Origin of the sequence: Marinobacter sp. UBA2498, assembly GCF_002341575.1 — a bacterium.
In the GTDB taxonomy this organism is placed as follows: domain Bacteria; phylum Pseudomonadota; class Gammaproteobacteria; order Pseudomonadales; family Oleiphilaceae; genus Marinobacter; species Marinobacter manganoxydans.
The window spans coordinates 9,260-12,616 of record NZ_DDOI01000116.1 but is presented as its reverse complement, the minus strand read 5'-3'; the positions used below and the strand labels follow the sequence as shown (position 1 = coordinate 12,616).

Sequence of the window (3,357 nt, the reverse complement as noted above, 5' to 3'; positions counted from 1 at the left end):
CCGGCGATATCAGCTTGCTTAAACAAACGGGCGCCCATGTTATCCACTGCCCGGAATCGAATCTGAAGCTGGCCAGTGGCCTTTGTCCGGTGCAGGAACTCCTCGATAGCGGGATTAACGTCGCCATAGGCACCGACGGCGCCGCCAGCAACAACGACCTCGATCTGTTCGGGGAACTCCGGACTGCCGCCATGATGGCCAAAGTAGTCGCCAATGATGCCTCGGCGCTATCGGCGCACAAGGCCCTGCAGATGGCCACCATCAACGGGGCAAGGGCTCTGGGGCGGGACCATGAACTGGGTTCTCTGGCCGAGGGCAAGTTGGCGGACATCATTGCCATTGACCTGAGCGACCCGTTTTTGCAGCCAGTCTACGACCCGGCTTCGCACCTCGTATACAGCAACCATGGTCGATCAGTAAGCCACAGCTGGATTAACGGCGTACCACAAGTACAGGATGGCCGGCTTACCCGCATTGACGTTGCCGATCTCATGCTTCGAGTTGAGGACTGGGCCGGGCGAATCCGCACAAAGGCTGACTAACCGATTTCCTATTGATTCACCAGGCAGAACCAACCATGACAAACCAGAACGTAGACCGGAACGAGATCGCCAAATTCGAGGCCCTTGCCAGCCGCTGGTGGGATCCCTCGAGCGAATTCAAGCCACTGCATGATATTAATCCCCTGCGGCTGAACTACATCGACGAGCGGGTTTCCCTGGCCGGAAAGCGCGCTCTGGATGTCGGCTGCGGTGGTGGCCTGCTGTCGGAGGGCATGGCCCAGCGAGGCGCCCACGTTACCGGTATCGACATGGGCGAGGCTCCGCTGGCCGTCGCGCGGCTGCATGGCATGGAGAGCGGTGTGAATGTGGATTATCGCCAGATCACCATTGAGGAACTGGCCGAGGACAGCGAACACGCGGGCCAGTACGACGTGGTTACCTGCCTGGAAATGCTTGAGCATGTGCCGGATCCCGCATCGGTGGTGAGGTCTTGTGCCGCCATGCTGAAACCGGGCGGCCATCTGTTTGTATCAACCATCAACCGGAACCCGAAATCGTTTCTTTTTGCGATTGTGGGGGCCGAGTACGTGCTCAGGTTGCTACCCAAAGGCACACACGAATGGAAGAAATTTATCCGGCCATCGGAAATGTCCGACCATCTTCGCCACGCAGGGCTGGAAGTCCGTGAGCTTACGGGCATGACCTATAACCCCGTCACCAAGGTGTACAAGCTCGGACGGGACGTGGACGTCAACTATCTGATGCATGCCAGGGATATTCGTGAAGCCTGAAACCACGCATCGAGCCTCCACGGTCCTGTTTGATCTGGATGGAACGCTGATTGACACCGCACCGGACTTTATCCGGTGCCTGAATCAGTTACGGGAACAGCACGGGCTCCCCGCCCTTCCACACGAGCATATCCGACGCTCGGTCTCGAACGGCGCGCGCGCCATGATCCGGGTCGGCTTCGGCCTGGAACCGGAACATCCGGAATACCTGGAAAAACACACCGCGTTCCTCGACCTCTACGAGGCGGGCGTGGCAGTGGAGACCAGCCTGTTCGAGGGCATGGACGAGCTTCTCAAAGCCCTCGAGGAGCAAGGTATTCCCTGGGGCATTGTGACCAATAAGCCTGCCAGGTTCGCGGTTACACTGATCGAAGCCCTTAACCTGGCTGACCGGTGCGCGGCACTGGTTTGCCCCGATCACGTTGCCCAGCGCAAACCTCATCCGGAGGCCCTCTATCTGGCCTGCCAGCAGATCGGCGCCGATCCCGCCACCGGCATTTATGTGGGCGACCACGAACGGGACATCGAAGCCGGGCGTAACGCAGGCATGAAAACCATCGCCGTCCGCTACGGTTACATCGAGGAGCCGGAAGCCATTGACCTGTGGCAAGCGGACCTCATCGCCGACACCGTCACGGATCTGGCAAAGCTGTTACAATAGCGCATCAAATTTAGGATCCGGTGTTCAGCCGGTAACAGCCTGACACGGAGACAGGTTATGCATGATTACCAAGCACCCGCCGATCTTCTGAAAGACCGCATCGTAATGGTGACGGGTGCCGGCAGCGGCATTGGCCGGGCTGCAGCCAAGGCCTACGCCGCCCATGGCGCCACCGTGGTACTGGTAGGTCGCACGGTCAGCAAACTCGAAACGGTTTACGATGAAATCGAGGCAGCGGGCCACCCCAAGCCTGCCATCGTGCCCATGAACTTCGAGGGCGCCGCGGTGAAAGACTACGAAGAATTGGCTATGACCCTGGAAGATAACTTCGGGCAGCTGGATGGTTTGCTGCACAACGCGGCAATTCTGGGCGACCGCAGTCCCGTGGAGCTTTATGACCCGGAAACCTGGAACAAGGTCATGCACGTGAACGCAACGGCGCCGTTCCTGCTAAGCCGGGCAATGATTCCCCTGCTTCGCAAATCCGACGACGCCTCGGTGATCTTCACCTCCTCTGGTGTCGGCCGCAAAGCAAAAGCCTACTGGGGCGCCTATGCCGTCTCCAAGTTTGCCGTAGAGGGCCTGAGCCAGTTGCTGTCCGAAGAACTGGACGACGAGCGTCACAATGTCCGGGTAAACAGTCTGAACCCCGGCGCGACCCGTACCAACATGAGAGCCCACGCCTATCCGGCGGAGAATCCACAGCAAAATCCGGCACCAGAGGACCTGATGCCGATTTACCTGTATCTCATGGGCAAGGACAGCCAGGGCGTCAACGGCCAGAAACTGGACGCACAACCGAAATAATGGAACTGCTTTTTTACACAACCTCTCAGTGCCACCTGTGCGAACTGGCCGAAGCCCTGCTTGTAAGCACGCCCATGCCGGAGCCGATCCCGGTAGACGTGGTGGACATTGCCCAGTCCGAAGATCTGGTAGAGCGCTACGGTACCCGGATACCGGTGCTCCGACGCAACGATACCGGTGTGGAACTGGACTGGCCTTTTACCAGGGATGACTTACTTACATTCCTGCAATGAGGATTGCCTGACATGTTGATGGTTATTTCCCCTGCCAAAACGCTGGATTACGAGAGTCCGCTGGCGACCAGTACCTATACTCAGCCGGAATTCCTTGAGGATGCCTGCGAGCTGGTCGACCAGCTTAAAACGCTGGAGCCGCACCAGATCAGCAATCTGATGAGCATCAGCGACAAGCTTGGGCAGTTGAACGCCGAGCGCTTCCAGAACTGGCACACGCCTTTTACCCCCGAGAATGCCCGGCAGGCTCTGCTGGCTTTCAAAGGTGACGTGTACACCGGCCTGGACGCCGAGAGCTTCAGTGAACAGGACTTCGACTTTGCCCAACAGCATCTGCGCATGCTTTCCGGTCTGTATGGCGT

Annotated in this window: 6 protein-coding genes; all 6 read left to right on the top strand. The window is 58.6% G+C overall.

Annotated features, from left to right (window positions below; genetic code table 11):
* Positions 1-542, top strand: a 542-nt coding sequence (locus B2W52_RS16070) for an amidohydrolase family protein (protein ID WP_286803731.1), incomplete at its 5' end; no start/stop codon positions are given.
* Positions 543-577: 35 nt separating this feature from the next.
* The gene (ubiG, locus tag B2W52_RS16065; protein WP_008171454.1) at positions 578-1,294 is read left to right on the top strand and encodes a bifunctional 2-polyprenyl-6-hydroxyphenol methylase/3-demethylubiquinol 3-O-methyltransferase UbiG; all 717 of its coding nucleotides are present in this window, start codon (positions 578-580) and stop codon (positions 1,292-1,294) included.
* A complete protein-coding gene (gph, locus tag B2W52_RS16060) occupies positions 1,284-1,955 on the top strand; it encodes a phosphoglycolate phosphatase (RefSeq protein WP_286803730.1) in 672 nt (223 codons plus the stop codon). Before ubiG ends, gph begins: the two co-directional genes overlap by 11 nt.
* A gap of 57 nt (positions 1,956-2,012) precedes the next feature.
* On the top strand, positions 2,013-2,762 hold the full coding sequence (locus B2W52_RS16055) for a YciK family oxidoreductase (protein ID WP_008171450.1): 750 nt from the start codon (positions 2,013-2,015) through the stop codon (positions 2,760-2,762).
* Complete coding sequence (locus B2W52_RS16050) at positions 2,762-2,995, top strand: glutaredoxin family protein (protein ID WP_273070232.1); 234 nt, start codon at positions 2,762-2,764, stop codon at positions 2,993-2,995. The genes B2W52_RS16055 and B2W52_RS16050 overlap by 1 nt, the downstream gene beginning before the upstream one ends.
* Positions 2,996-3,007: 12 nt before the next feature.
* Positions 3,008-3,357 (top strand): YaaA family protein (locus tag B2W52_RS16045; RefSeq protein ID WP_286803729.1); only part of this gene is annotated, 350 nt, incomplete at its 3' end.

Bases quoted from the DNA above. Each gene is read 5' to 3' on its own strand.
- ubiG (WP_008171454.1), top strand. From the start codon at position 578: ATGACAAACCAGAACGTAGACCGGAACGAGATCGCCAAATTCGAGGCC.
- B2W52_RS16055 (WP_008171450.1), top strand. From the start codon at position 2,013: ATGCATGATTACCAAGCACCCGCCGATCTTCTGAAAGACCGCATCGTA.
- B2W52_RS16050 (WP_273070232.1), top strand. From the start codon at position 2,762: ATGGAACTGCTTTTTTACACAACCTCTCAGTGCCACCTGTGCGAACTG.